Annotated in this window: 26 protein-coding genes and 3 pseudogenes; 6 read left to right on the forward strand and 23 right to left on the reverse strand. The window is 74.6% G+C overall.

The genetic code is table 11. The features are described 5' to 3' along the window. Window positions 1–30: 30 nt before the first annotated feature. On the reverse strand, window positions 31–1113 hold the full coding sequence (locus Q2K19_RS29640; protein WP_302765446.1) for a substrate-binding domain-containing protein: 1083 nt from the start codon (window positions 1111–1113) through the stop codon (window positions 31–33). Between the two features lie 290 nt (window positions 1114–1403). Between Q2K19_RS29640 and Q2K19_RS29645 the strand changes: the two genes are divergently transcribed. Continuing rightward, window positions 1404–2453, forward strand: coding sequence for a LacI family DNA-binding transcriptional regulator (locus Q2K19_RS29645; protein WP_302765448.1), 1050 nt, complete (start codon window positions 1404–1406; stop codon window positions 2451–2453). Here the strand turns inward: Q2K19_RS29645 and Q2K19_RS29650 are convergent. The 3 genes and pseudogenes from Q2K19_RS29650 to Q2K19_RS29660 form a co-directional block, all read right to left on the reverse strand. After that, a pseudogene (locus tag Q2K19_RS29650) lies at window positions 2431–3761 on the reverse strand (aminotransferase-like domain-containing protein). The gene Q2K19_RS29645 and the pseudogene Q2K19_RS29650 overlap by 23 nt on opposite strands. Window position 3762: 1 nt before the next feature. Then, window positions 3763–4950 (reverse strand): alpha-hydroxy acid oxidase, encoded by a 1188-nt coding sequence (locus tag Q2K19_RS29655; RefSeq protein WP_302765450.1) that lies wholly within the window; start codon window positions 4948–4950, stop codon window positions 3763–3765. Further along, window positions 4943–5725 (reverse strand): annotated as a pseudogene (locus Q2K19_RS29660) (alpha/beta hydrolase); the annotation flags it as partial. The pseudogene Q2K19_RS29660 and the gene Q2K19_RS29655, both read right to left, overlap by 8 nt. Between Q2K19_RS29660 and Q2K19_RS29665 the strand changes: the two are divergent. Continuing rightward, window positions 5723–6412 (forward strand): annotated as a pseudogene (locus tag Q2K19_RS29665) (MFS transporter); the annotation flags it as partial. The pseudogenes Q2K19_RS29660 and Q2K19_RS29665 overlap by 3 nt on opposite strands. 37 nt (window positions 6413–6449) lie before the next feature. Here Q2K19_RS29665 and Q2K19_RS29670 read toward each other — a convergent pair. Next, on the reverse strand, window positions 6450–6821 hold the full coding sequence (locus tag Q2K19_RS29670; RefSeq protein ID WP_302765452.1) for a nucleoside triphosphate pyrophosphohydrolase family protein: 372 nt from the start codon (window positions 6819–6821) through the stop codon (window positions 6450–6452). 39 nt (window positions 6822–6860) lie between these two features. Here Q2K19_RS29670 and Q2K19_RS29675 point away from each other — a divergent pair, with 39 nt between their 5' ends. Next, window positions 6861–7253 (forward strand): MmcQ/YjbR family DNA-binding protein, encoded by a 393-nt coding sequence (locus tag Q2K19_RS29675; RefSeq protein ID WP_302765453.1) that lies wholly within the window; start codon window positions 6861–6863, stop codon window positions 7251–7253. Next, window positions 7250–7897: an HAD family hydrolase gene (locus Q2K19_RS29680; protein ID WP_302765455.1), complete on the forward strand. Its 648-nt coding sequence runs from the start codon at window positions 7250–7252 to the stop codon at window positions 7895–7897. The genes Q2K19_RS29675 and Q2K19_RS29680 overlap by 4 nt, the downstream gene beginning before the upstream one ends. A gap of 4 nt (window positions 7898–7901) precedes the next feature. Here the strand turns inward: Q2K19_RS29680 and Q2K19_RS29685 are convergent, their stop codons facing one another. Genes Q2K19_RS29685 through Q2K19_RS29695 form a run of 3 tightly spaced genes read right to left on the reverse strand, consistent with a single transcriptional unit; the run spans window position 7902 to window position 9966 of the window. Then, the gene (locus Q2K19_RS29685) at window positions 7902–8372 is read right to left on the reverse strand and encodes an SLOG cluster 4 domain-containing protein (RefSeq protein ID WP_302765457.1); all 471 of its coding nucleotides are present in this window, start codon (window positions 8370–8372) and stop codon (window positions 7902–7904) included. 25 nt (window positions 8373–8397) lie between these two features. Further along, on the reverse strand, window positions 8398–9669 hold the full coding sequence (locus Q2K19_RS29690; RefSeq protein ID WP_302772826.1) for a cupin domain-containing protein: 1272 nt from the start codon (window positions 9667–9669) through the stop codon (window positions 8398–8400). A gap of 9 nt (window positions 9670–9678) precedes the next feature. Beyond that, entirely contained in the window at window positions 9679–9966 is a 288-nt protein-coding gene (locus Q2K19_RS29695) for a hypothetical protein (protein ID WP_302765458.1), read from the reverse strand. A gap of 259 nt (window positions 9967–10225) precedes the next feature. Here Q2K19_RS29695 and Q2K19_RS29700 point away from each other — a divergent pair, with 259 nt between their 5' ends. Continuing rightward, the gene (locus Q2K19_RS29700) at window positions 10226–11062 is read left to right on the forward strand and encodes a DUF72 domain-containing protein (RefSeq protein WP_302765459.1); all 837 of its coding nucleotides are present in this window, start codon (window positions 10226–10228) and stop codon (window positions 11060–11062) included. On the opposite strand, the gene Q2K19_RS29705 is transcribed toward Q2K19_RS29700, so the two are convergent. From Q2K19_RS29705 to Q2K19_RS29750, 10 genes are all read right to left on the reverse strand, one after another. Continuing rightward, a complete protein-coding gene (locus Q2K19_RS29705) occupies window positions 11019–11447 on the reverse strand; it encodes a DUF2267 domain-containing protein (RefSeq protein WP_302765460.1) in 429 nt (142 codons plus the stop codon). The genes Q2K19_RS29700 and Q2K19_RS29705 overlap by 44 nt on opposite strands. Window positions 11448–11744: 297 nt before the next feature. After that, entirely contained in the window at window positions 11745–11915 is a 171-nt protein-coding gene (locus Q2K19_RS29710) for a hypothetical protein (RefSeq protein ID WP_302765461.1), read from the reverse strand. A 3-nt stretch (window positions 11916–11918) separates the two neighbouring features. Continuing rightward, window positions 11919–12794: a DUF72 domain-containing protein gene (locus Q2K19_RS29715; RefSeq protein ID WP_302765462.1), complete on the reverse strand. Its 876-nt coding sequence runs from the start codon at window positions 12792–12794 to the stop codon at window positions 11919–11921. A 47-nt stretch (window positions 12795–12841) separates the two neighbouring features. Further along, on the reverse strand, window positions 12842–13240 hold the full coding sequence (locus Q2K19_RS29720; RefSeq protein WP_302765463.1) for a TraR/DksA family transcriptional regulator: 399 nt from the start codon (window positions 13238–13240) through the stop codon (window positions 12842–12844). Window positions 13241–13492: 252 nt separating this feature from the next. Beyond that, the gene (locus Q2K19_RS29725) at window positions 13493–14119 is read right to left on the reverse strand and encodes a nucleoside/nucleotide kinase family protein (protein WP_302765464.1); all 627 of its coding nucleotides are present in this window, start codon (window positions 14117–14119) and stop codon (window positions 13493–13495) included. A 99-nt stretch (window positions 14120–14218) separates the two neighbouring features. Further along, window positions 14219–14827: a winged helix-turn-helix domain-containing protein gene (locus Q2K19_RS29730; RefSeq protein ID WP_302765466.1), complete on the reverse strand. Its 609-nt coding sequence runs from the start codon at window positions 14825–14827 to the stop codon at window positions 14219–14221. 303 nt (window positions 14828–15130) lie between these two features. Then, the gene (locus Q2K19_RS29735; protein ID WP_302765468.1) at window positions 15131–15715 is read right to left on the reverse strand and encodes a winged helix-turn-helix domain-containing protein; all 585 of its coding nucleotides are present in this window, start codon (window positions 15713–15715) and stop codon (window positions 15131–15133) included. A 52-nt stretch (window positions 15716–15767) separates the two neighbouring features. Then, entirely contained in the window at window positions 15768–16259 is a 492-nt protein-coding gene (locus Q2K19_RS29740; RefSeq protein ID WP_302765469.1) for a rhodanese-like domain-containing protein, read from the reverse strand. A gap of 61 nt (window positions 16260–16320) precedes the next feature. Further along, entirely contained in the window at window positions 16321–16773 is a 453-nt protein-coding gene (locus tag Q2K19_RS29745; RefSeq protein ID WP_302765471.1) for a cysteine dioxygenase, read from the reverse strand. A gap of 106 nt (window positions 16774–16879) precedes the next feature. Next, on the reverse strand, window positions 16880–17257 hold the full coding sequence (locus Q2K19_RS29750; protein WP_302765473.1) for a cupin domain-containing protein: 378 nt from the start codon (window positions 17255–17257) through the stop codon (window positions 16880–16882). A gap of 217 nt (window positions 17258–17474) precedes the next feature. Here Q2K19_RS29750 and Q2K19_RS29755 point away from each other — a divergent pair, with 217 nt between their 5' ends. Further along, window positions 17475–18398, forward strand: a complete 924-nt coding sequence (locus Q2K19_RS29755; protein ID WP_446839783.1) for a DUF3500 domain-containing protein — start codon at window positions 17475–17477, stop codon at window positions 18396–18398. A gap of 56 nt (window positions 18399–18454) precedes the next feature. Here the strand turns inward: Q2K19_RS29755 and Q2K19_RS29760 are convergent, their stop codons facing one another. The 5 genes from Q2K19_RS29760 to Q2K19_RS29780 form a co-directional block, all read right to left on the reverse strand. Continuing rightward, the gene (locus Q2K19_RS29760; RefSeq protein WP_302765475.1) at window positions 18455–18958 is read right to left on the reverse strand and encodes a DUF2231 domain-containing protein; all 504 of its coding nucleotides are present in this window, start codon (window positions 18956–18958) and stop codon (window positions 18455–18457) included. A gap of 77 nt (window positions 18959–19035) precedes the next feature. Continuing rightward, window positions 19036–19752 (reverse strand): GAF and ANTAR domain-containing protein, encoded by a 717-nt coding sequence (locus Q2K19_RS29765; RefSeq protein ID WP_302765477.1) that lies wholly within the window; start codon window positions 19750–19752, stop codon window positions 19036–19038. 213 nt (window positions 19753–19965) lie between these two features. Then, the gene (gene secA2, locus Q2K19_RS29770; RefSeq protein WP_302765478.1) at window positions 19966–22260 is read right to left on the reverse strand and encodes an accessory Sec system translocase SecA2; all 2295 of its coding nucleotides are present in this window, start codon (window positions 22258–22260) and stop codon (window positions 19966–19968) included. Between the two features lie 141 nt (window positions 22261–22401). Continuing rightward, window positions 22402–23490 carry a zinc-binding dehydrogenase gene (locus tag Q2K19_RS29775; protein ID WP_302765479.1) on the reverse strand — a complete coding sequence of 363 codons (1089 nt, stop codon included), beginning with the start codon at window positions 23488–23490 and terminating at the stop codon, window positions 22402–22404. Next, entirely contained in the window at window positions 23483–24526 is a 1044-nt protein-coding gene (locus tag Q2K19_RS29780) for a Gfo/Idh/MocA family protein (RefSeq protein ID WP_302765480.1), read from the reverse strand. Before Q2K19_RS29780 ends, Q2K19_RS29775 begins: the two co-directional genes overlap by 8 nt. Between the last annotated feature and the right edge of the window lie 42 nt (window positions 24527–24568).

Genomic DNA, 24568 nt, shown 5'->3' on the forward strand with positions numbered 1-24568 from the left:
TGGGCCGGCCCCGCGACCCGGCGGGGTGGCTCAGCCCCAGCAGCGCTGGGCGCCGTCGGCGCTGGTGATGCTCTCGACCCCGCTGGCCGTCTTGTCGGTGACCAGCGCGACGCCGGTGTCGAAGAAGTCGAGGCCGTCGCTGACCTTCGGCTTCTCCCCGCCGGTGGCGATCTTCTTGATCGCCTGCACGCCCAGCTCGGCCATCTTCAGCGGGTACTGCTGGGAGGTGGCGCCGATGACGCCGTCCTTGACCTGCTTCACGCCGTCGCAGCCGCCGTCGACCGAGACGATCAGGACGCCCTGGTTCTTGCCGGCCGCCTGGAGCGCCTTGTGCGCACCGACCGCGGCCGGCTCGTTGATGGTGTAGACCACGTTGATGCCGGGGTTCTTGGTGAGGCAGTTCTCCATCGCCGTCCGGCCGCCGTCCTCGGCGCCGTTGGTCGGCTCGTTGCAGGCGATCGTGTAGTTGCCACCGGAGTAGCTGCCGGTCTTCGCCTCGTCGCCGTTCTTCTTCTTGTCGGCGGTGTCGATGCCCATGCCGGATAGGAAGCCCTGGTCCCGGTTGTAGTCGACGGAGACCACCTTGTCGTTGAACAGGTCCAGCAGCGCGATGGTCGCCGGCTTGCCGGCGAGCTGGCTCGCCGTCCACTTGCCGATCAGCTCGCCGGCCTTGAAGTTGTCGGTGGCGAAGGTGATGTCGACGGTGTTCGCCGGGTCCGGCGGGGTGTCCAGGGCGATCACGTAGAGGCCGGCGTCCCGCGCCTTCTTGATGGCGGGGTTGACGCCGGGGCCGGTCGGCGTGATGAGGATACCGGCGTCGCCGCGGGCGATGGCGTTCTCGATCGCCTGTACCTGGCCGGCCTCGTCGCCGTCCTCCTTGCCGGCGGCCACGGTCAGCTTGATGCCCTCGGCGTCGGCGGCCTTCTTGGCGCCGTTCTGCATGGCGACGAAGAACGGGTTGGTGGAGTTCTTGGTGATCAGGGAGACGGCGATGGTCTTGCCGCCGGAACCGCCGTCGCTGGAGCTGTCGCCGCAGCCGCTGACCACCATGGACGTCGCCGCTGCGGCGGCGACCAGCAGGGCGGCGCGGCGGCGGCCGATGCGCTGGATCATGTGTTCTCCCTCGGGGGGACCACGGCGCGCCGTGGCGGAGGATGACAACGATGTCAGCGCAGTTTCCGCGTCGTGTACGGCCGATGTCAATGCCATGTCCAAGGCTTTTCACGAACCGCACGCAACCGGCCGCTTGCCCTTGACATCGATGTCAAGGGCCGGGACGATGCCCCTGACGCACGGCCGGAGGGCCACGGTCGGCGTGCCGATGCCGTGACGGTCGATCACCAGCGGCCGGCGGCGGTGACCGCCGACGGTCGCCGCGCCAACCCCGTCCGGTAGGAGCGCCCATGGACAGTGCCGCCTCCGCCCCACCGACCACCGTGCGGGCCCGGCCCACGCTCCGCGACGTCGCGCAGCTCGCCGGTGTGAGCCCGAAGACGGTGTCCCGGGTGGTCAACGGCGAGGCCGGCGTCTCCGCGCCGAAGACCGCCGCGGTGCGGCGGGCCATCGCCCAACTCGACTACCGGCCGAACTTCACCGCGAGCAGCCTGCGGCGGTCCAGCGGCCGCAGCGCCGCCATCGCCGCCCTCCTGGAGGACCTGGCCAACCCCTTCTCCGCCGCCCTGCACCGGGCGCTCGAGGACGCCGCCCGGGAACGCGGCGTGCTCATCTTCGCCGGCAGCGTCGACGAGAACCCGGACCGGGAACGGGAACTCGTGCACGCCTTCACCAGGCGACAGGCCGACGCCCTGGTCGTCGTCCCCGCCAGCGACGACCAGAGCTACCTCGCCGGGGAACTCAACGCGGGCACCCCGGTGGTCTTCGTCGACCGGCCGCCGGTCGGGCTGCGGGTCGACGCCGTCCTCGCCGACAACCACCAGGGCGCCGCGTCCGCCGTCCACCACCTCGTCGCGCACGGGCACCGGGCGGTCGCGTACCTCGGTGACCTACAGACGATCGCCACCGCCCGGCAGCGCTTCCAGGGCTTCCGCGAGGCCCTGGCCGACCACGGCATCCGGCCCGTCGCCGCCGTGCACGACCTGCACACCGAAGCCGAGACGGCGGCGGCGGTGCGCCGGCTGCTCGCCGCGGACACCCCGCCCACCGCGCTGTTCACCTCGCAGAACCTGGTCACCATCGGCGCCATCCGGGCCCTGCTGGAGCTCGGCCGGCAGGACCAGGTCGCGCTGGTGGGCTTCGACGACTTCCCCCTCGCCGACCTCCTCCAGCCCGCGGTCACGGTGATCGCGCAGGATCCGGCCGAGATGGGCCGGACGGCCGCGTCGCTGATCTTCCGGCGGCTCGACGGCGAGCGGTGGCGCCCGCGCACCCACCTGGTGGCGACCCGGCTGATCCCCCGGGGTTCGGGCGAGATCAGAGGGCCGTACCCGGGGTGACCAGCGCGCCCGCGCCGGCCAACTCGTCCGTGATCAGCGCGGCGAGCCGGTCCAGGCCCAGGTCGATCTGGTCCGGGGTGACCGCGCTGACCGACAGCCGCAGCGCGTTGACCGGCGCGCCGTCGTCGTAGAAGTGCGCCATCGGGGTCCAGAGCACGCCGTACTCCCGGGCGGAGCGGTGCAGCAGGGCGTTGTCCACGCCGAACGGCACGGTCACCACCACGAAGAAGCCGCCGGCCGGGACGTTCCAGCGGACCGGACCGCCGGCCGGGAAGCGGCGGGCCAGCCCGTCCGCCAGGTGCCGCAGGTTGCGGGCGTACGCGGCCCGCTCCCGGGCGTTGGCCGCCACCAGCGAGCAGTCGTGGGCCAGCAACGCCCCGCCGATCACCGCCTGTGCGATCGGCGAGGTGTTCACGGTGACCATGCTCTTGATCTTGGCGAGCTGGTCGGCGAGCGGCCCCACGCTCCCGTCCGAGCCGGCCACCCGCTGGTCCGCCACCACGTAGCCGACCCGGGCGCCGGGCAGCACGGTCTTGGCGAACGAGCCGAGGTAGACCACCCGGCGCCCGGCGTCGAGCGCCTTGAGGGTGGGCAGCCGCCCGGTGCCCGCGGCCGGGAAGAGGCCGTAGGGGTTGTCCTCGATCAGCAGCAGCTCCTCCTCGGCGGCGAGGTCGAGCAGGCGCCGCCGCTGGGCCAGCGCCATGCTGACGCCGGACGGGTTCGCGAAGTCGGGCATCACGTAGCAGGCACGCGGGCGCAACCCCTCGGCCCGGGCCCGGCGGACCTGCTCGCGCAGGTCGGCCAGGTCGATCCCGTCCGGGCCGCCGGTGACCGGTCGCACCGGCAGGTCGACCAGGCGGGCCGCCCCGGTCAGCCCGACGTACGTGGGGGCGACGGCGAGCAGCACGTCCTCCGGGCCGGCCCGCAGCGCCCGCAGCACCAGGAACATCGCCTACTGGCAGCCGACGGTCACCACGATCGTCTCCGGGTCGACGCTGATCCCCTCGTCCACGGCGAGGTTGCGGGCGATCAGGTGGTGCACGATGCCCTTGGTCCGGCCGTACTGGAGCAGCGCCGGTCCACCTGGGCGGGACCCAACCCCAGGTCCTCGGCGAGGTGCCGGCGGAAGGTGTCCAGGTGCCCGTGCAGCACCCCGGCGTCGAAGAACTCCTCGTACGGCCGGCCGGCGGCGAGCGACACCGCGTCCGGATAGTGCTGCGCCACCTCGTTGAGGAAGTTCATCGAGTTCAGCGCGGGGTCGTCGACGGACGGGTGCAGGTGGGCCACGGTGAGGTCCACCGGCTCCACGTCAATCACCGACCAGGGTGCGCAGCTGCCGGGCCGCGGCCGGGTCGGCGCAGCCGGCCAGGGTGAGCGCGTCGCGCAGCTCCGCGGCGAGCAGGGCCAGCGCCGCCTCGGCACCGGCCCGACCGCCGGCCGCCAGGGCCCAGAGCATCGGCCGGCCGACCAGCACGCCGCTGGCGCCGAGGGCGAGTGCGCGCAGCACGTCGCTGCCGCTGCGTACGCCGCTGTCCAGCAGCACCGCACAGCGCTCCCCCACCGCCGCGACCACCTCGGGCAGCACGGTGGCCGTGGCCGGGGCGCCGTCGAGCTGCCGTCCACCGTGGTTGGAGACCACCACGGCGTCCACCCCGGTCTCCGCCGCGAGGACCGCGTCGCGCGGGTCCAGGATGCCCTTGACCAGCAGCGGCAGCGGCGTACGCTCGCGCAGCCAGGCCAGGTCGGCCCAGCTCAGCGCCGGAGCGAAGACCGCGCCGGTGTGCACCGCGACGGCGGACACCCCGGGGGTGCCCTGATGGGCCAGGTCGTTGCGGCCGCCCGGCAGGTTCGCCGCGGTGACGTGCGGCGGCAGGGCGAAGCCGTTGCGCGCGTCGCGCAGCCGCCGGCCGAGGACCGGCACGTCGACGGTGACCATCAGCGCGGTGCAGCCGGCCGCCTGGGCCCGGTCCAGCAGGTCGGCGACCATGCCCCGGTCGCGCAGCCAGTAGAGCTGGAACCAGACCGGGCCGCCAGCCGCGGTGACCTCCTCGATCGGGGTGCTGCCCAGGGTGCTCGCCACGTAGGGCACGCCGGCCGCGCGGGCGGCGGCCGCGAGGCCGACCTCGCCGTCCGGGTGCAACAGCTTCTGGTACGCCATCGGCGCCACCGCCACCGGCATGGCGAAGCTGCCGCCGGGCAGGGTCGCCTCGGTGCCCGGGGTGTCCACTCCGGTGAGCACCCGGGGCAGCACCGCCACCCGGTCGAGCGCGGCCCGGTTGGCGGCGAGCGTCGTCTCCGTACCGCTGCCGCCGTTGACGAAGTCCCATACCTCCGGCGGGAGCACCGCCCGGGCCAGCTCACCGAAGTCGGCCAGGCTGGGCGGCGCCACGAACCCGGCGTCGGTTCCGGGGACGTCCGGCCGCGCCGCCGGCACCGTCCACCCGTCGGGGGCGGCCGTGTCGACGGCGGGCGCGTCGGTGGTCGCGGGTTCAGCCATGGTGCGACCCACTCGTCGCCGCACCGGCCGGGGCGGCCGCCCGGGCCGGACCCCATCGCTCCCGCAGGAAGGCCGCCGCCTGCTCCTGCGCCCGCCGGCCGGCGTCGAACACGCCGGGCATGGCGAAGAAGCCGTGGATCATCCCGTCGTACCGGGTCAGCTGGGTGGGGACGCCGGCGTCACGCATCCGCGCAGCATACCGCTCCCCCTCGTCGCGCAGCGGGTCGTGCTCGGCGGTGATGACCAGTGCCGGCGGCAGCCCGGAGAGGTCCTCGGCGAGCAGCGGCGAGGCGAGTGGGTGCGCCGCGTCAGCGGGGTCGGCCAGGTAGTGCCGCCGGTACCAGGCGACGGAGTGCCGGTTGAACAGCAGCGGGTCCTCGTCGTCGGCCGGCACCGGGCCCGGCCGCTGGTCGGTGTTCGGGTAGACCAGCAACTGGGCGGCGAGCCGCGGGCCGCCGTCCGCGCGGGCCAGCAGGGCGACCGCGGCGGCCAGGTTGCCGCCGGCACTGTCCCCGCCGACCGCCAGCCGGTCCGGGTCGATCCGGTGATCGTCGGCGTGCCCGGCCAGCCAGCGCAGCGCGGAGTGGCAGTCGTCCACCGCGGCCGGGAAGCGGTGCTCGGGGGCCAGCCGGTAGCCGACCGTCACCGTCTGGCATCCGGTGGCGTTGGCCAGCCGGCGGCAGATCCCGTCGGCGGTGTCCACGCTGCCGAGCGTCCAGCCGCCGCCGAAGAACCAGACGAGGGTGGGCAGCGGGCCGTCCCCGGCGGGCCGGTGATCGGGCTGCTGGTCCGCCCGCCCGCGCCGGCGAACCCGGCCCCGCGGGAGAGCTACCTGCGTGCGCTGCGCGGGGGCTTCGGCTACCTGCGTACCGACCGGACGCTGCTGACCATGCTGGTGGTGGTCTCGGCATCGAACATGTTCGCCAACGCCAGCGTGGCGGTGTGGATCCCGCTCTGGGTGGACCGGGTGCTCGGTGACCCGGCCGGCTTCGGCCTGGTGCTGGGCGTGTTCTCCGGCGGGGCGCTGCTGGGGAACCTGCTCTTCACGGTGGCCGGGCCGCGGCTGCCCCGCCGGCTCACCTTCGCGCTGGGCCTGGCGCTCAGCGGCGCGCCCCGGCTGCTTGCGCTCGCCCTGAGCGACCAGCTCGCCGTGGTGCTCACCGTGACGTTCCTGTCCGGCATCGCGGTCGCCGCGGTGAACCCGCTGCTCGGCGCGGCCCTGTACGAGCGGGTGCCGGAGTCCCTGCAGACCCGGGTGCTGGGCATCTCCGGCTCGGTGGCCTTCCTCGGCCTGCCGGTGGGGGCGCTGCTCGGCGGCTGGTCGGTGGCGGTGCTGGGGCTGACCCCGGCGCTGCTGGTGATGGCGGCAGTCTGCCTGGTGCTCACCGTCGGGCCGCTGCTGTTCCGCCGACCGTCGGCCGACCGTCCGGCCGCGGAGCCGGCAGTCTCCTCACCGGCGTGAGCCGGCCCCGTCCTTTCCCGACCACCACGACATCGCCCTACTCCGGCAGGTCATCCCGCCGGCTGACCGTCATCCGGCCGGGCCGCTCTCCCGCGAGCCGGTCCAGGTGCCGTTCGACCCCACTGGTCATCCGGGCGAACTCGGCCGCCAGGTCGACGTCGTACCGGTCGGCGAGGACCAGCACCGACCAGAGGCAGTCGGCCAGCTCATGGCCAAGCCGCTCCCGGGCGCCCGGCAGCTCCCGCCGCCCCTCCACCGCCAGCACCAGCTTGGCCAGGTCGCCGAGGTCCCCGACGAAGCCCAGTGTCAGGTCCTCGGTGGTCCACGGCGCCCGGCCCGCCGTTTCGTGGTGTCGGTCGTACCGCTCGGCGACGGCCCGCGCCCGGGCCTGCAACTCGGCAAGATCCATCCGGGCAATCTAGTCGGTGGGCGGGCGTAGGGTCGACCCATGGCGACCTGGGACGACGTACGCCGGATCGCGCTCGCCCTGCCGGAGACCACCGAGCGGGGCAGCCACGACGACCTGCCCGCCTGGCGGGTGCGCGACAAGCTCTTCGTCTGGGACCGGCCGCTGCGCCCCGGCGACCGGGCAGCCCTGGGCGACGCCGCCCCGGACGGCCCGGTCCTCGGCGCGCGGGTGCCCGACCTGGGCGCCAAGGAGGCGCTGCTCGCCGACGACCCGGCGGTCTACTTCACCGTCCCGCACTTCGACGGCTATCCGGCGGTGCTGGTCCGCCTCGACCGGATCGACGTCGCCGAGCTGACCGAGCTGATCACCGAGGCGTGGTACGCGCGCGCCCCGAAACGCCTCGCCACCGCTCACCGGGCGGAGACCCGGTGAGCCCTTCCCCTGGTCCGGCGGCGCCGGCGGCGATCGTCTTCGACATGGACGGCACCCTGATCGAGTCGCACGCGGTGGTGCCCGCGGCCTACCGCGCGGCCGTCGTGGCCGCGGGCGGGCCCGCGCCCTCCGACGCCGAGATCATCGCCGGATATCCGCTCGGCCCACCGTCCGCGCTGCTCACCCATCTGCTCCGGCGCCCGGCCGGCGACGCGGACCTGGCCGCCTACCACGCCCACCTGGCCACGCTCGCGGGGCGGGTGACCGTCTATCCCGGGGTGGCCGACATGCTCGCCGGGGTCGCGGCCCGGGTGCCGATCGCCCTGTTCACCGGCGCCAGCCGCCGCGCCGCCGAGATCCTGCTCGACCGGGCCGGCCTGCTGGGGCACTTCCGCGTGGTGCTGGGTGGTGACCAGGTTCCCCGTCCGAAGCCGGCCCCGGACGGCGTCGAACTGGCCTGCCGGCTGCTGGGGGTGGCACCCGGCCGGGCCGCGTACGTCGGTGACTCACCGCTCGACCTGCGGGCCGCCCGGAGCAGCGGTGCGGTGGCGGTGGCCGCCGGCTGGGGCCATCAGTACGATCCGGCGGAGCCGGCGGACCTCGACGCCGCCGCCCCCGGTGACCTGCTGTCCCTGCTCGACTGACCGGTCACCCCGGCTCGCCGAGGGCGAGGCGGACGGCCTCCTCGGGGGTGTCGACGGGCACCGGGCCCGGCACCGGGTCGCCGTGGGCGTCGACGACCCGCCAACCGCCGAGCACCACCACCGGGATGCCGCCCCGGCGCATCCCGAGGGCCACCTCGCTGAGCGTGCCCCAGGAGCCGCCCACCGCGATCACCGCGTCCGCGCTCCACACCAGGATCGCGTTGCGGGCCTGCCCCATGTTGGTGACCAGGTGCGCGGACACCTCGGCGGGACCGGGGGCGCTGCCATCATCGGGGCGTACCCCGATGACCAGGCCGCCGCGGGCGCGGGCGCCGGCGGCGACGGCGGCCATCACCCCGCCGCCGCCTCCGCAGAGGACGGTGACGCCGCGCCCGGCCAGCAGCTCGCCCACCCGCCGGGCGTACACCTCCTCGGCCGGCGTGGCCTGCGCCGGCCCGCACACCGCCACCTGCATCCCGTCACCTCCGGACCGACGCGCCTCAGGCGGGCGTGAGCACGGCCTCCTTGAGCAGGCGGCGGGCCAGGACCAGGCGGTCCGCGTCGTCGTCCAGGCCGGGCAGGTCACCGACCCGGGTCACCTCGCCGGTGAGCACGGCGCGCAGCGCCGGCTCGCAGGTGCCGGGCAGGGTGATGGTGCGGTCGAACAAGCGCAACGCCACCTTCCCGTCCCCCGCCGGGGTGAGCTGCCAGCGCAGTCCGGCGCGGACCGCGACCCGGCTGTCCGGGTCGAGCCCGGCCAGCGCGGCGGCCTGGGCGAGGGGCCGGATCGGCGCCGGCCGGGCCGCCGGCCAGGCCCGCTCCCGCAGCCGGGCGGCCACCGCGGCCGGGTCGGCGCGCAGCAGCCAGTCGCGCAGCGCCTCCACCGTCTCGGTCAGCTCCGGCTCGATGGCGTCCGGGTCGGCGACGTCCACGCCGAAGGGCAGCCCGGCGCGCAGCCGGGGATCCTCGGCGGCGAGCGCCAGCAGCTCCTCGACCAGGGCGTACCGGGTCAGCGCCCGGATGCCCACGGTCAGGTGCAGCGAGCTGGACTCCTGCGCCTGCGCGCTGTGCAGCCAGCCGCGCGGCAGGTAGAGCGCGTCGCCCGGTTCGAGCACCACGTCCAGCGCGGGCCGCCCCTCAGCGGTGGCGGAGACCTCGTCCGCGCGCCCGCCCCAGGGCTGCTTCGCCAGCGGGTCGGGCAGCACCGGCGGGTGGATCCGCCAGTGCTTGCGGCCGTCGACCTGGAGGACGAAGACGTCGTGGGTGTCGTAGTGGGTGGCGAAGCCCTGGCTGCCGGCCGGGGTCAGGTAGGCGTTGACCTGTAACGGCTGACCCAGCGCGGCGCCCAGGTCGCGGGCGAAGTCGACCAGCGCCGGCCAGGTCCGGTGCAGGCCCTGCAGGACCAGGGTCGCGCCGTCGGCGTAGAGCTGGAGGACCTTCTCGTCGAGGACCTGGTCGCCGATCTCGGCGCCCGCGCCGCCGCCGCCGGTGTACCGCGCCGCCGGCACCAGCTGGCCGTCCTTCGCCACCCGCAGGAACGGGGTACGCAGGCCGCGCCGGCTGAGCAGCTCGTCGGCGTCGGCGGGGCCGAGCAGGTCGGTGAAGCCGGCCGGGTTGGGCAGCTCGGCGGCGCGGGACAGCAGCGGGCTGCGCCCCCAGTGGTCGGCGGCGAACTTGGCCGGCTCGACCGCCACGCAGCGGGCGAGGACCTCGGTCGCGGCAGACGGAACCGCCGGGCGGCCGTGGCCACCCGGCGGGTCGAGGTGCGTCATGGTCATCCGTCAGGCGCTGCCGTCGGCGCCGCCGTCGCGCTGGCCGGGGGTCGCGCCACCGTCGGCCGGGCCCTCGGCGCTGCCGTCCGCGCCACCGTCGTGCTGACCCTGGGTCGCGCCGCCGTCGGCCGGGCCCTCGGCGCCCTGGTCCGCGCCCCGGTCCGCGCCGCGCTCCGCGCCACGGTCGGCACCGCCGTCGGCGCCGCCGTCCTGCTGGCCCGGGGTCGCGCCACCGTCGGCCGGGCCCTCCGGGCCGGCGCCGCCGGTGGTCTGCATGTCGTCGTCGTTGAGTGGCATGGGTGCTCCCTCGGGTGTGCCGCCCCGTCGTGGGTCGGGGTCCGTCGTGGAGCGGGTGGTACCCCACGTCCGATCTTCTCTAACCACACACGGTAGACGCCGGGGCCGGGCGGCAGGGACGGTTCGCCGGGCCCGGGGAAGGTCACCCGTTGCGGCGTTGCGGGTGCGGACGACGGTCGCGCGCGCCGGCGGGCGTACCCGGCGACGTCCGCCGGTCGGTGCCAGGATGACGTGAGGGACGGTCGGACGGGAGGTGGCGATGATCCTGGTCGGCACCTCGGGCTGGCAGTACCGCGACTGGCGCGAGCGGTTCTACCCGGCGAAGCTGCCGCAGCGGCTCTGGCTGGATCACTTCGCCGGGCGGTTCGCCACGGTGGAGGTGAACAACGCCTTCTACCGGCTGCCCGAGCGGGACACCTTCGTCGCCTGGCGGGACCGGACCCCCGACGACTTCTGCGTGGCGGTCAAGATGAGCCGCTACCTCACCCACATCAAGCGACTACGCGAGCCGGCCGAGCCGGTGGCCCGTTTCCTCGGCCGAGCCACCGGGCTGGGCGACCGGCTCGGGCCGGTGCTGGTGCAGCTCCCGCCGAACCTGCGGGCCGACCCCGACGCGCTGGACGCGACGCTGCGACTCTTCCCGGCCGACGTGCGGGTGGCGGTCGAGCCGCGGCACCCCTCGTGGTGGACCGACGACGTCCGGCGGGTGCTCGAACGCCGCCGGGCGGCGCTGGTCTGGGCCGACCGGCTCAGCCGGCCGGTCACCCCGCTCTGGCGGACCACCGACTTCGGCTACCTGCGGCTGCACGAGGGCCGCGCCCGGCCGTGGCCGCGCTACGGCCGGGCCGCACTGGCCGCCTGGGTACGCCGGCTGGCCGCCACCTTCGCCGCCGGCGAGCCGGCGTACGTCTACTTCAACAACGATCCCGGTGGCGCGGCGATCGTCGACGCGGTCGCCTTCGCCGGGCTGGCCCGGCGGGCCGGGCTGCCGGTGACCCGCACGCCGACGGCCCGCCCCACCGCTGCGGTGGAACGGGCCGGGACGGTGCCGGTCACGGAATCATCTGGACCATGTCCCGGGGCATCGCGGACTTGACGTCCTCCCACTCGCCCTGGGTCACGTGCTTGCGCAGGGTGTCCAGCACCACCTGCACCACCCGCTCGGTACCGCCCTCCACGTCGTACGGGAAGCCCTGCCGGACCTCGTAGAGGAAGTCGTCGCGGCTCAGCTTGATCGGCACGTTCTCCGGCTGCCAGCCGTCGAAGTAGACACCCCGCAGCAGCACCGGCAACTGCTGGGCGAACTCGACGCTCTGCCCCACCGGCATCCGGTCCCGCAGCAGGTGCAGCACGCTCCGCAACGCGGCGTACGACTGGTTGCGCTGCTCCTTCGGCCAGCCGTACGCCGACTCGATCTCCTTGAGCATCACGTTCGTCTTGTCCAGCGAGGACTCGAACGCGGAAATCATCTGCTCAGCCATCTGCCCACCCCCGTGCGTCGGTTTCCCAGCGTCGGTCGTCGGTGCGGCGCGGCGGCCCACTGGGCCCCCGCCAGAGCCGGGTCGGGCTGAACCCGCCAGGCCGCTCGCTGCGCCGGGGAGGGTCGGACTTCCCGACCACGTGCAGCACCCCGCCGCGGCGTCGATCCGCTACGACCCGCACCGTCATGGCCCACCTCCTGTCGGCCTCGCGGTCGCGTCGGTCGACGGACCGCACACACCGTCCATGCTGCGGGCCGGTGGGGTGAGGGCGCCTCACCCCATCGGGGTGAACCGCCGTCAGTGCCGGCCCACCCACTGCCACGCGAGTCCGGCCAGCAGCAGAACCGCCAGCAGAAGGGTGAGGCAGCCCCACAGTCGCAGCTCACCGACGAACATCAGGCGCGTGATGTCGCTGGACCGCCGCGGGCCGCCCATGATCCGGGCCCACTCGTCCTCGTGGTCGTCCACCGGTCAGTCCTTCGCCCCGAGGAACTCCCGCAGCCGCTGACCGTTCCGCTGGGCATAGTCCCGATAGCAATTGTTCATCAGGACGTGGGTCTGCGCGGCCTCGCCGGCCAGCTCTCGCAGCTTCGGCGCCCAGTCCCGCAGCTCCCGGTCGGAGTAGTCGTAGCCGAACTTCTCGTGGATGTCCTTGCTCGTCCACTTGTCGCTGTGCCCGTGGAAGCGGACCACCGCGAGGTCCGCGGTGGCCGCCAGCAGCGGGGGTACGGAGGACCGGTGCCCCTGTGGCATGTCGACGCAGACGAACGGCAGCTCGTGCTCGCGCAGGAAGCCGAGCGTCTCCTCCGCGTTGTCCCCGTCGAACCAGGAGGCGTGCCGGAACTCGAACACCGGGCGCAGCGGCGCGCACCGCTTCGCCACCTCCAGCAGGTACTGCTTGTTGTCCCGCTTGATGGTGAACCAGGGCGGGAACTGGAACAGGATCGCGCCCAGTTTGCCCGCGTCGACCAGCGGGTCCAGGGCGGACAGGAACCGCGTCCAGACCTCCTCGTACGCCTGCGGCGGCAGGTCGTCCGGATAGAGGTTCTTCTTCTCCGTCTCCGGGCGCAGGTCCTTGTAGAGCGCGCCGACCCTGGTCGGGTGCCCGGTGAGCAGGCTGAACGCCTTGACGTTGAAGGTGAAGTCGGGCGGGGTGCGGTCGACCCACAGCCGCGCCGTCCGCTCGGCGGGCGGCGAATAGTAGGTGGCGTCCACCTCGACCAGCGGGAACTGCCGCGCGTAGTAGGCCAGCCGCTTCTCCGGGTTGTCCGCGGTCTGCGGATACCAGCCGGAGTCGAGCAGGGTCCGGTCGGTCCACGAGGCGGTGCCCACCCTGATCTCACCCATGTGGCGAGTCCATCGCGGACCGGACCGACCGGCAACCCGGGCGACGCTCAGGCCGCCCGCCGCTCCCGGGTCTGCTTGCAGGACACGCAGGACGTGGCGGACGGGAAGATCTCCAACCGCTCCACCGGGATCGGCGCGGAGCAACCCTCGCAGAAGCCGTAGGTGCCCTCGTCGAGGCGGGTGAGCGCGTGCTCGAACTGGGCGCGCCGGTCCAGGATGGTGCGCAGCAGGGACTGCGCGGTGTCCCGCTCGGCGGTCTTGGTGCCGCTGTCGGCCTGGTCATCGCCGGCGGTGTCCCCGATCTCGACCAGCCGCAGCACCTGGCTCTGCTGCACGGCCTGCTCGTACTCCGCGGTCAGCTCGTCGTACCGCGACCGCAGGGACTGCCGGATCCGGTCGACCTCCGCCTGGGAGCGGCCCGTGGCTACCGTGTCGTGGACGAGCATCGCTGCCTGCCTTTCCTGGTGCCTCATGCCGGTCCGGGGCGCGAACGCCCCGGACGCAATCCGATGGGATGCCCGGGTGAGATCACCCGTGCTCTGTGAGCCGGGCGATTACCCACCGGCTCCGCCGATCAAACCGGAGACTTCCGCGTTCTTTCCCGCCGTTCGTGCCCACCTGCGCCGCCCGGTCCGTGCCGGTGCGTACCGGTCACCGCCCGAGCGTCCGGAGACCGGCGGCGGCCCGGCCGGGGGCGGTCACGGCTCGACCAGGGCCGGGTGGCGCGGATCGTCGGCGCGTACCACGACGTCGGCGAAGGAGGCCGGCACGACCTCCTCGGCATAGCGGGCGAACGCCGGCAGCGTCCAGCGCAGGTCGGGCTCGGTCCGCCGGTCCAGCGCCGCCGGCGAGAGCACCAGGTGCACGGTGACGTCGAACGGCAGCCCGCCGCCGAGCAGCAGGGCTCCGCTGACCAGCAGCACCCCACCGGGCGGCAGCTCGACATACCCGGCCCGGCTGGCCCGGTCGGTCGCGGCGTCCCAGAGCGACGGCAGCACCCGGCCCGAGCCGTCCGGGCCGGCCGGGTCGAGGACCTCCCGGCGCAACCCGGCCTCGTCGATCCAGCCCTCGTAGTACGCGTCCGGGTTGGTCCGGCCGTGCTCTAGCCGGACCGACGCGGGACGGAGGAAGTCCGCCGCGCGGATGTGCAGCACCGGTCGGCCGGCGGCGCGCAGCGGGTCCACCAGGGCCTCGGCGAGGGCCTCGGGCGTCGCGGCCGGCGGCCCGTCGACGGCCACCCGCAGCCGGCCCGGCACGGCGGTGCCGGCGAGCCGGTCGGCCAGCTCGGTGACGAGGCGCTCGGGGGTGATCGGACGGACGCGCATCCGACCATCCTGCCCGGCGGCCGGCGGGAGCCACCACGCGATCGGCCGGGCAGTCGGGGCTCCGTCCGGACGGGCGTGGAGGCGTGGGCCGGAACCGGGTCAGCCGGTGCGGTCGATGGTCACCCGGGCGTCGTCGGCGAGCCGGTAGCCGACGCCGTAGACGGTGGTGACCAGCGGAACGTCCACGCCGACCTTGCCGCGCAGCCGACGGACGTGCACGTCGACGGTGCGGACGCCGGCGTGTTCGTACCCCCAGACCGCGTTGAGCAGTTGCAGCCGGGTGAAGACCCGGCGGGGGTGGGCGACCAGGTGCAGCAGCAGGTCGAACTCGAGGCGGGTGAGCGGGAGCGGCTCGCCGTCGCGGAGCACCGACCGGGAGGCGGCCAGGATGTGCAGGCTCGGGATGGTCGGCGCGAGCGGCCGGCCCGGGGACCGCCCGGGCGGCACCGGGTCGGGGCGACGCTCGGCCGGACCCGGACTGTTGGAGATCACCGCGTCGCCACGTTCCAGCAGCTCCCGGGCGGCCTCCAACAGCCGGCGGGCGGCCGGGGTCAGCGACTCCTCGCAGGCGAGCGGGATGTCGAGGGTCACCGTGAGCACGGGTGTGGCCGTGTTGGCGGGGCGGCGCTGCCCGCCGGGGGGCCGCCCGGGGACCGCGGGCTGGGACGTATGCCATCCGGCGCGCGACGAGGCGGGGCTGACCGACATGGTCCTCCTTGGCTGGTCCGGGTATCTCCCCACGGCCCGGGACGCCGCTTCATCGATGCTTCCCGGCGCCTGTGCAAGGGTCAAGGGGCGGCTACGTTGCATGAATGTGACAATTGACGAACACATCGGAGCCGGATGCTCGCTCTGCGTACGAGGCCCGTTGATTACAGCAGAGCGGCGAGATGACCCGTTACGGGGGGTCCCCGCCCGGTTCACATTGGGCGGTCCAGGCGCTCCCGAGCACCGGAAACGCGCCCGCGGCGCACCTGACGACCAGGTGCGCCGCGCGACGGCCAGGCCCGGTCAGCGCTCGCGGTCGACCACGATCCGCGCCTCGTCGGCGAGCCGGTAGCCCACCCCGTAGACGGTGGTCACCAGGGGCGTGTCGAGGCCGAGCTTGGCTCGCAACCGGCGCACGTGGACGTCCACCGTGCGCGCCACCGCGTGTTCGTAGCCCCAGACGTTGGTGAGCAGCTGGAGCCGGGTGAACACCTGCCGGGGGTGCTCGGCGAGGAAGAGGAGCAGGTCGTACTCGATCCGGGTCAGCGGGATCTCCCGGCCGCCCTGGCGGACCACCCGGACGCCGGTGCGGATCCGTACCGTGCCGGGCTCGTCGGCCGCCACCGCGGGGGGCGCGGCCGGCGCGGCGGCGCGCCGCAGGTCGATCACCGCCCGGGCCGCCTCGTGCTCGTCGGGCCCGAGCACGCCCTCGCCGGCGGCGGTGAGTTCGTCGAGCAGGTCGACCAGGCGGGCCAGGCCGGGCGTCAGCGGGCCGGCGCCGAGGTCGAGGGTGATGGTCAGGGTCGGTGCGGTGCGCGGTCGGCCGGGCCCGGCCCGGTCGGGGCGGCCGGGCCGGTGCGGGCGCGGGGCGATGGCGACGACGGACATGGTGCCTCCTGAGCTGGCGGTCGCGCCCGCCACGCCGGGTGCGGCGCGGCGGTCAGCGGTACGCCCGGCCGGCGGTGGCCGGGAGCGCGGCGGACGAGGGTCGGAGCGGCGGGGTGGGGCCGAGGGTGGGCAGCCCGGCGATGCGCCAGGCGCAGAACCCGCCGACCACGTCGGTGGCCCGGTGCAGGCCGAGGTCCTGGAGCGCGGCGGCGGCCAGCGAGGAGGTGTAGCCCTCCTGGCAGAGGATCACCACCGGTACGTCGTAGTCGACGGCCTGCGGCAGCCGGGCCGCGCAGCGCGGGTCGAACCGCCACTCCAGGACGTTGCGTTCCACGGCGAGCGCGCCCGGGACGGTGCCGTGCGCCGCGCGCTGCCCGGCGGGGCGGATGTCGACCAGCAGCGCGCCGCCCCGGTACGCGAGGTGGGCCTGCTCCGGGTCGAGCCGACGCAGCCGGGCGCGGGCGGCGGCGAGGATCTCGTCGATGCTTCGCGAGCCGGGCGGCGGGACCGGACAGCTCTCGGTACGGGTCTGGGTCGGCGGCATCGTCGGGTCCTTCCATGCGACGCGGTTCAGGGTCGGGAACTGGGGGTGCGGGGCGGCCGGGTCACCAGGCGACCCCGGCCTCGGCCACCTCGGCGACGAGCAGCTGGCCGGCGACAAGGCGGTAGCGGGTCATCCGGCTCAGCGCCGGCCGGTAGACGTGCACGCTGACCGCCGGCCGAGCGTCCCGGTTGGTGACGACGTGGACGTGGCGCGCGCCGAAGCGCCGACCGCTTCCGGCGACGAGCCGGTGCGGGCGCAGCTGGCCGCCGCTGACCGTCTCCTCGGTGAGGGTGCCGGCGACGACCAGGAAGGCGCCGGAGGAGCCGCCGTGGTCGTGCAGGTCGGTGCCCTGCCCGGGCAGCCAGCTCAGGGCCCACACCTCGTGTCCGGCACCGGCGGCGAGGCGTGCGTACCGCCGCTCGGCGCGGTCGAAGCGCAGCGGGACCGGCCACCCGGCCGGGTCGGCCCAGCGGGCGGCGACGGCGAGCAGGTCGGACGGGTCGGTGCGAGTCATCGGCGGGTCGTCCTCCCGGGTGCGGAGCGGCGGGTGCCCCGTCACTTTAGCCGGTAAACCCTATAGGTTTAGTAGGGTATACCGGATGGTGGGACGGTCTGGCCGGTCAGCGCAGGACGGGTGGGTCCACCCGGTAGCCGGGGACCGACGGCCAGCGGACGGTGAGCACCACCGACTCGCGCTCCGCGTACCAGGAGTGGTCCACGCCCCGGCCCCACACCACGTAGTCGCCCGGCTCGCGCAGCACCACCGTCCGGTCCACCAGCTCGATCCGGAACGCGCCGCTGATCAGCACGAGCAGGGCGGTCCGCCGCTCGCCGGTCGCCCAGCGGGAGCGGGTCTCCCCCGCCGGGTGCACCCCCCACTTCACCTCGACCTCGGTGCTGTGCCGCACGTCGCCGGGCGGTTTGAAGTGGCCGAGCAGCCAGCCGGCGTCGGTCGCCCCGTCCACCGCCGCCTTGCCGACGTACACCCGATCGCGCATCCGTCCCCTCCCGTGCCGGCTCGGCAAGCTACCAGGCGGGAGCGGCGGCCGTCCCACTAACCTGGACAGCTGCCCGACGAACTCGACGTGGAGACGCTCGCCGTCGCTCGACCCTGACGGGCTCACCGGCAAACTGTCCAGCATCTGGACGCGACCGCCGCCGTGCCCGCCGCCCGGGCGGTATACAGGGGCGGTGGAGGATCCCGTACCCGAGCAGATGCGCGCGGCGGCCGGCGCGTTGCTGGCGGCGCTCGACGAGCCGGCCCAGCAGCAGGCCCGGCACCGCTTCGACGACGAGGCCGCCCGGCGGTGGCTGGAGTACCGGCCCCGACCCCGACCCGGGGTCAGCCTCGCCGACCTCGACGTCACCGCCCGCAAGGCCGCCCACCGGCTGCTCGCCACCGCGCTCAGCCCCGCCGCGTACGCCCAGGCCATGGCCGTGGTCTCCCTCGAGGAGGTGCTCGACCGGGCGGAGGGGTGGCGCCGCGGCCGGCACAGCGGCGACTACTGGGTGGCCGTCTTCGGCGACCCCGCCCGCGATGACCGGTGGGCGTGGCGGTTCGAGGGGCACCACCTCTCGGTCAGCATGACCGTGGTCGCCGACCAGGTCTCCCCCGCCCCGCTCTTCCTCGGCGCCAACCCGGCGACCGTCCGGCACGCCGGCCGCCCCGTCTCCCGGCCGCTCGGTCCGGAGGAGGACCTGGCCCGGGAACTGCTCGACGCGCTCGGCCCGGCCGGCCGGACGGCGGCCGTCGTCGCCGACGAGGCGCCGGCCGACATCATCAGCGCCACCCGGCCCACCGCGCCCGGCCGGCTCGATCCCCTCGGGGTGTCCCGGGACCGGCTCGGCCCGACCGGCCGGGCGCTGCTCGACCAGCTGGTCGCGCTCTACCTGGACCGGCTGCCGCCCGAGCTGGCCGCCCACGAGGCGGGCCGGCTGGCGGGCGGGGAGCTGCACTTCGCCTGGGCCGGTGCGACCCGGCCCGGGCAGCGGCACTACTACCGGATCCAGGGCGACGACCTGCTGATCGAGTACGACAACACCACCGACGACGGCAACCACGCGCACACCGTGCTGCGCCGCCCGGCCAGCGACTTCGGTGCCGACGTCCTCGCCGCCCACCACGCCGCCGCTCACTGACCGCCATCCACGCCCCGGCCGGTTGCCGGGGCGTGGGTCACGAAGGGGCTGAGGCGTCAGGCCGGCGGGCGGATGATCTCCACGGTGGCGCCCGGGATGTCGCCGAGCGTCTCGAAGCCGCTCGGCTCGGCGGCCCGGCGCCGGTCGAACTGGCGCATCAGCCGGGCGCCCAGCCACACCCCGACCGCGCCCACCGCCAGCGCGAGCAGCTCGGTGGCCAGGTCGACGCCGGTCGCGCCGCGCTGCGGCGCGTGGGCCCGCATCAGGCAGGTCAGCAGGAACAGGGCCGCCATGGCGGCGTTGACCAGGTTGAACGTGACGGCGGTACGGCGGGTCCGCCCGGCGCGGACGTCCCACAGGTCGACCATCCCGGCGACGGTGGTGAGCCCGGCGGCGACCAGGGCGGCGACGGCCGTCCAGTAGCCCACCTCGCCGAGGAAGGCGGGGCCGCCCGCGACGTCGGCCAGGTCGAAGACGGCGGCGCTGACGAAGAGTCCGAAGGGGAACGTCACCAGCATCGGTTGGACGGGGTGCCCCTGCACCCGCAGTCGGCTCTCCATCTTGTTCCTCCCCAGGTCGGATCAGCTCACCAGTCCAGGGTGCTACCCGAGGCCCACCGGGGTGAAACGAATGTCGCTCAGTTGTCCCGGGGGCGGGACACCGTGAGCACGAGCCGCTCGGCCACCTCGCGCAGCGGTATGTCCAACGAGGCGGCGGCGCTGCGGAGCACGTCCAGGGCCTCCGGGGCGGTACAGCCGCGCTGGGTCATGATCACGCCGACGGCCTGGCCGACGACCCCCTCCTCCAGCAGCGCCGAGTCGAGCTGGCCGGCCTGGGCGACCTGCCGCTCCCGGTCCCGGACCGCGGCCAGGAGGAGCCCGGCGTGCTCGGCGAGGAGCATCGCGGTGAGCTGGTGCCGGGTGGTGAGCGCGCCGGCCGACTCCGCGTACAGGTTGATCGCGCCGATCACCTGCTCGTCCACGTCGACCGGCGCGGAGATCACCCCGTGCACCCCGAGCCCACGGGCCCGTTCGGTCCAGCCCGGCCAGCGCGACTCCCGGTCGAGGTCCTGGGCGATGATCATCTCGCGCCGTCGGATGGCGGTCAGCGCCGGCGTGTCCGGCCCGTGCCGGAGGTCGTCCAGTTCGGCCCGGGCCGGGTCGGAGGCGGCCACGCCGGCCGGCTCACCGGCACGCAGCGCGGTGAAGCCGCAGCAGTCCACCTCCGGTACGGCGTCCCGGGCGATGCGGACCAACCGGCTCAGCGCCTCGTCGAAGTCGGTGACGGCGATCAGGCCGGCGGTCAGCTCGCGCAGCAGTGCGGCGGTCTCCAGCACTCCGAGCGTGTCGATCATGGATTCCCGCGTGTCGAGGTTCACCGGGTCACGGCCTCCGCCACTCCCGGGTACGGCCACGCGGTGTCTCCGTCCGGCGCCATTGCCTGTCGCATCCGCTCTTCTCTCCCTGACTTGAAGCCGCGGCCTACTACCCTCGCAAACAAGGTTCGAAACCACGCAAAGGGGGTCCCTTTCGGGGCTGCCGCGCCGGAAGGGACCCCCCGCGACGGGTCAGCGGGACCCGGAGATGAGCCGCCGCCCCACCGAGGCGATCAGCCGGTCCAGCTCCGAGCCGAACGGGTTGTCGTGCACCAGGTAGGTCCAGGTCGCGCTCGGCCGGACCAGCTTCGCGGCGTCCGGCTCCCAGCCGTCGGCGAACTCGGTCTCCTCGAAGGTGGCGATGGTCCGGGTCTCGATCTCGGGGATCAGCGCGTTGAACGCCGGCACGGCGCTGCGGTGGAACTCGTCCAGCGGGTCGAGCCGGCCCAGCGCCCGCAGGTGCACGCCCTCGCGGACCTCGGAGAGCTCGGCCAGGTGTTCGGCCCAGAGCCGGTCCAGGTGGTGGAGGGCGATCTTCCGGGCCACCTCGGCGAGCAGGTCCTCGTCCATCTCGCCGGCCTTCTCCGGCACCCGCTCCAGCAGCATCAGCGCCGCGATGTCGCTGGTCAGCAGCCGCTCCCGCCGCTCGGCGAGCGCCTTGCGCTGCTGCTCGATCACCACGCTGTAGCGCCAGGTGTTGCGGTGGATCTCATGGTTGACGCCCTCGGCGACCCGCTGGGCGTGCTCGACCGCGTAGTCCACCTGCGGGTCGGTGACCAGGCCATCGGCGTTCATCCGGGGCGACGGCGGAACCGTGTCGCCGGCGTGCCGGACGACCAGGTCGTCCTCCAGACTGACGAGGAAGACCGAGCCGCCCGGGTCGCCCTGCCGGCCGGCCCGGCCGCGGAGCTGGTCGTCGACCCGGCGGCTGTCGTGCCGGCCGCTGCCGATCACGAAGAGGCCACCGAGGTCGGCCACCCGCTCCCGGTCGGCCTGGTCGCTGCCGCCGAGGCGGATGTCGACGCCCCGGCCGGCCATCTGGGTGGAGACGGTCACCGCGCCGAACGCGCCGGCCTCGGCGATGATCGCCGCCTCCTCGTCGTCGTTCTTGGCGTTGAGGACCACGCAGGGCACCCCGGCCGCGTGCAGCCCGGCGGCGAGGCCCTCGGACTCCTTCACGTCCAGGGTGCCGACCAGCACCGGCCGGCCCGCCTCGTGGCAGCGCTTGATCTCGTCGATCAGCGCCTCCTCCTTCTCGGCCCGGGTGGCGTAGATCCGGTCCGGCTCGTCCTCCCGGATGCACGGGGTGTTCGGCGGGATCACCGCCACCTCGAGGCCGAAGAACTCGCGCAGCTGGTCGCCGACGAGCACCGCGGTGGCGGTCATCCCGCAGACCGTCGGGTAGAGCGCGATGAACGCCTGCACGGCGATGGTGCCCAGCACCTCACCCTCGGCGGTGGCGTCCAGCCCCTCCTTCGCCTCGACCGCGGCCTGCAGCCCGTCCGGCCAGCGGCGACGCTGCGCGACCCGGCCGCGCATCTCGTCGATCAGCTCGACCGAGCCGTCCCGGACGATGTAGTCCACGTCCCGGTGCAGCAGGGCGTGCGCGTGCAGCGCCACGTTCACCGCGGAGAGCTGCCCGACGTGCTCCTCGTCGTACAGGTCGATGCCGCCGAGCTTGGCCTCGACCGTGGCCAGGCCGGCGGAGGTGAAGGCGACGCTGCGGCCGTCCTCGGCGATCGTGTAGTGCCTGCCATTCCGCAGGCCCCGGACCAGCGCCGCGGCGGCGTGCACCGGGTCCTGCTCGCCGGGGACCGCGCCGGCCAGCACCATCGGCACCCGAGCCTCGTCGATGAGGATCGAGTCGGCCTCGTCGACGATCGCGGTCTTCAGCGCCGGCTGGACCCGTTCGGCGAGGTCGGTGACGAGCTGGTCGCGGAGGAAGTCGAAGCCGGCCTCGCTGACCGCCACGTAGGTGACGTCGCAGGCGTACGCGACGCGCCGCTCCTCGGGGGTCGAGGCCTCGTTGACCCAGCCCACGCTGAGCCCGAGCAGGGCGTAGACCGGCCCCATCCACTCCGCGTCCCGGCGGGCCAGGTAGTCGTTCACGGTGAGCACGTGGACCGGGCCGTTGCCCCGGCGGACGTGCCCGTACGCGGCGATGGTCGCGGTGAGCGTCTTGCCCTCACCGGTGGCCATCTCGGCGACCTTGCCGGAGAGCAGCGCCATCGCACCGAGCAGCTGGACGTCGTACGGGCGCTGGTCGAGGCCGCGGCGGGCCGCCTCACGGCCGATCGCGCAGATCTCCTCGTACCCGTCGGCCTGCCCGGCGGCCTCGGTCAGCTCGGCGTCGGAGAGCGTCTCCAGCTCCGCCTCGCGGGCCTCGATGGCCGGCAGCAGCTTCTCCAGCGGGGCCAGGTCGACCGTCGTCCCCGGGCGCTGGAGGAACCGCCGGAACCTGGTCTTGAACCGTTGCGACACACCCATGAGCGGCAACGGTACGCGAACCGGAGCCGATTGTGACCCCCGCCCGGCGGGGACGCCCGGCGGGGGCGGTTTTCGTGCCCGTTTCCGCAGGTCCCAAGCGGCCTGCCCGGATCGCGGCCAGCGGTCGGGGCGACGCCGTCCTCAGCCGGTGAGGACCACCTGGAGCTCCTGCCGGCGACGCTCGGCCAGGTCGGTCAGCACGGTCGGCGCCTCCTCCAGCGGCACCACCGCCGAGACCAGGTGCTTGCGGATCAGGTCGCCGTACTGGCGCAGCAGCTCGATCGTCTCCGCGGAGAGCCGCTCCCGGTCCCAGGTGGGGGCCAGCCCGCGGGGTACCCGGCCGATCTGCGCGCAGCGCAGCGCCAGCCCGTTGTGGTGGAACTCCTCGCCGAACCGGACCTCGTCCGCACCGGACTGGTAGAAGGCCAGGTCGATGACGGTCCCCTGGGGGCGCAGCAGGCGCAGCGCGAGCTGCAGCGCCCACGCCTGGCCCCGGCACTGGAAGACCACGTCGGCGCCCCGGTCGCCGGCGGCGTGGTTCCACCGGGTCTTGAGCACCACGGCCGGATCTCCCGCCTCCGGGTCCAGCGTCTCCAGGCCGAGCGCCTCGGCCACCTCCCGCCGCGCCGGCGTGGGGTCGAGCACCACCACCGAGCCGGCCCCGTGCCGCTTGGCCAGCAGCGCGGTGAGCAGGGCGACCACCCCGCTGCCGACCACCGCCACCCGCCGGCCGCGCACGCCGTCGCCGAGCGAGCGGACGTCCGTGCCGCACAGGTCGGCGGCGGCGTGCAGCAGGCCGTTGGCGCAGATCGGGCCCATGTGCGCGACGTAGACGCCGAGCAGCGGGTCGAGGTCGTCGGGGAGGGGGACGAACCGCTCGGCGATCGGATCGGCGACGTAGCCGCTGCGGTGGCCGTAGGTCATCGCGCCCACCGTGCCCACGGCCACGGCCGGGGTGCGGCTCTCCACGACCCGGCCGACCTGCATGTAGCCGAGCCGGGTCACCGGGTACGGCGTGCTGGCCGCGCCGGGCTCGAACAGGCCGAGGTCGGCGTTCCAGGTGACGTTGAGGTAGGGATTGGTGCCCTTGACGTAGCTCAGCTCGGTGCCGGCGGAGACGCCGCTGTAGAGCGTCTCCACCCGGAAGGTGCCCTCGCGCAGCTCGCCCGCGTCCTGCTCGACCAGGTGCACGGCGCCTGGTCCGGTGACCACCACCACCCGGTCACGCATCGACACCCACCTCCCGTTGCGCCTCGGCGGGCACCATGTCGGCGATCGCCGGGGTGAGCCGCGCGGCCGGCCCGGTGGGCAGCGCGACGCTGTGCCCGGTCCGCGCCGAGTCGGCCACCGCGAGGGCCAGCCGCTGGGTGCGCAACGCCTCGGCGTACGGGACCCGAACGTCGTCGCCGATCCCCCGGACCGCGTCGACGAACGCCCGGTCGACCGCCACCCGGGCGCCGTCCGGGTCGGCGGGCAGGTGCCGCTCGCCGTCCGCGTCGCAGATGGTCAGGCCGTCCTCGGCGAGCGAGAGCGCCAGCCCGTCGGCGAGGACCTCCAGGCCGGCCCGGTGCTTCCAGCCGAGCACGCAGGCGGCGGCGAGGGTGCCCACCGCGCCGGACGAGAAGCGCAGGGTGGCCGCGGTGACCGAATCGATGTCGGCGCCCTTCACCGGCGGCGGGCTGCCGTCGCCGTACGCGGTCACCTCGGTCACCTCCCCGGCCAGCAGCCGGACCAGGTCCAGCACGTGCGCGGCCTGCTCGACGACCGGCCCGCCGGACCGGTCGCGCCGCGACCACCAGGCCACCGGCGGGACCTTGTCGAGCCAGGCGCCGTTGACCATCCGGACCGGACGGCCGGCCAGCGCCTGCCGGGCCTCCTCCACGATGTGCAGGTAGCGCCAGTGGTGGCCGACGCCGGTGAGCAGGCCGCGCTGTTCCACCAGCGCGCCTACCCGCTCGGCGGTCTCCAGGTCCACGGCCACCGGCTTCTCCACGAACATCGGTACCCCGGCGGCGATCACCGCCTCCTCCACCGGCCCGTGCGCGAACGGCGGCACGCAGACGTACACGGCGTCCGGGCCGGCGGCGAGCAGTTCGTCCACGTCGACGAAGGTTCGGCCGCCGTACGCCCCGGCGAGCGCCTCCGCCGCGTCCCGGGCGACATCGGTCACACCGAGCAGTTCCACGTCCTCGAAGCCCGTCAACACCCGGGCATGGCGTTGCGCCACCCCGCCGGCCCCTACCAGTCCCACCCGGCACGTGCGCATACCTCGGCCCTCCCGCCGCGATCGGAGCAACTGCCGACAGCT

Source organism: Micromonospora sp. NBRC 110009 (assembly GCF_030518795.1).
In the GTDB taxonomy this organism is placed as follows: domain Bacteria; phylum Actinomycetota; class Actinomycetes; order Mycobacteriales; family Micromonosporaceae; genus Micromonospora.